The 1,664-nt window shown below is 70.6% G+C and carries 2 protein-coding genes; both read right to left on the bottom strand.

Features of this window, described 5'->3' with window-relative positions; all coding sequences use genetic code 11:
• Positions 1 to 318, bottom strand: a 318-nt coding sequence (locus tag AC1D2K_RS34345) for an efflux RND transporter permease subunit (protein WP_478094862.1), incomplete at its 3' end; no start/stop codon positions are given.
• Positions 319 to 328: 10 nt separating this feature from the next.
• Positions 329 to 1,465, bottom strand: coding sequence for an efflux RND transporter periplasmic adaptor subunit (locus AC1D2K_RS34340; RefSeq protein ID WP_478094860.1), 1,137 nt, complete (start codon positions 1,463 to 1,465; stop codon positions 329 to 331).
• Positions 1,466 to 1,664 lie beyond the last annotated feature (199 nt).

The following is a 1,664-nucleotide window of genomic DNA, read 5'->3' as shown; positions in this document are numbered from 1 at the left end:
GAAAATGATCTGCGACTCGCCGGGCTTGGAGTAGCTGCGGATCTTGTCGGCGTAGGGCGCCTCCTGCAGCGTGCGCTCGAGCTTGTCGGTCACCTGCTCGGCCACCTGCTGGGCAGTGGCGCCCGGCCAGTAGGTGCGCACCACCATCGCCCGGAAGGTGAAGGGCGGGTCCTCGTCCTGGCCGAGCTGGAAGTAGGACGCGAAGCCCAGCAGCATCAGCACCAGCATCAGGTAGCGCGTGAGCGCCGCGTGTTCGAGGGCCCATTTCGAGAGGTTGAAGCCGGCCTTGCCGGGTTCGGCGTTCTGCTGCGACGTCATGGCGGCGTCCTCAGCGCGCGGCCACGGCCGGGCGCACCGACGCCTGCGCAGCCGCCGACTTGTCGCGGTAGATCGACACCTTCTGCCCCGGCGACAGCACATGCACGCCGGCCGCCACCACCAGCATGCCCGGCGCCAGGCCGGAAGCGATCACCGCCTCGTTGCCGTCGGCGGTCGCGATCTGCACCGGCTGCAAGCGCACCGTCAAGCTGGCAGGGTCGAGCACCCAGACCGCGGTGCCGCTGCCTTCCTGGCGCAGGGCGCTGGTCGGCAGCTTGAGCACGGGCGCGCCGCTGTGCGACAGCGCCTTCGGCCGCGCGTAGACCGTCGCGCCGAGCGCCGGCGCGGTGGCGGCATCGATCGCCACCTTGACCGAATAGGTGCGCGTGACCGCATCGGCGCTGGCCGCGACCTCGCGCACCTTGCCCTCGAATTCGCCGCCTCCGGACCAGCCGCGCACCGTGACCGCCGACCCCGGCTTGATCAGGCCCGCGCGGTCTTCGGGCACCGCGAAGACGACATCGCGCGCGCCGTCCTGCGCGATGCGCACCACCGGCGCGCCGGCGGCGACCACCTGCCCCGGCTCGGCCTCGATCGCGGTGACGATGCCTGGCACGTCGGCCACCAGCGAGGTGTAGCTGGCCTGGTTGCCTTGCGCGGACAGTTGCGCCTGGGCCTGCTCGAGTTGCGCCTGGGCGGCCTTGTAGGTGCTCTCGCGGCGCTCCAGGTCGGCGCCGCTGATGAAGTTCTGCTCGCGCAGCTCGCGATAGCGCTTGAGATCCGCCAGCGCCAGGTCGCGATTGGTCAGGGCCGCGGCATGCTGCGCCCTCGCCCCCTCGGCGGCCAGGCGGAAGTCCTGCGGATCGAGCTGCGCCAGCACCTGGCCGGCCTGCACGTGCTGGCCGAGTTCGGCCTGGCGGCGAGCGATCTTGCCGGCGACGCGGAAGCCGAGCCGGGACTCGACCCTGGCCTTCACCTCGGCCGAGAACTCGGGCTCGGTGTCGTAGGTGCTGGCGCCGACCTGGATGACCTTGACCGAACGCAGCGGTTCTTCGGCCGCGGGCGGACGCGAGCAGCCGGCCAGTACGAGAGCGCCCAGCAACAGCCAGGCACGGCCACGAAGGGAAATGAAGGACGACGCGGTCATGGAGCACCCTTGAAGGAAGACGGGGTCATTAATGACCGGCCGGTTAGTAATCTAGGGTAAACACGAATCGATGTCAAACGAAAACAGCGCCGGCATCGCGGCTACGAGAAGGCGCACGGCGGTCTTCTCGACGCGCGGCAACCCCACGAAGTGAGAGCGCGTGGGGGCCACCCAGGCCGGCGCCGGGCCGCCCCAAGGC

This window comes from Variovorax sp. P1_H12_2, assembly GCF_056405335.1.
This window is presented reverse-complemented; position numbering and strand designations above follow the sequence as displayed.

Excerpts from the sequence above, each read along its gene's own strand:
- AC1D2K_RS34340 (WP_478094860.1), bottom strand. The coding sequence starts at position 1,465 with ATGACCGCGTCGTCCTTCATTTCCCTTCGTGGCCGTGCCTGGCTGTTG.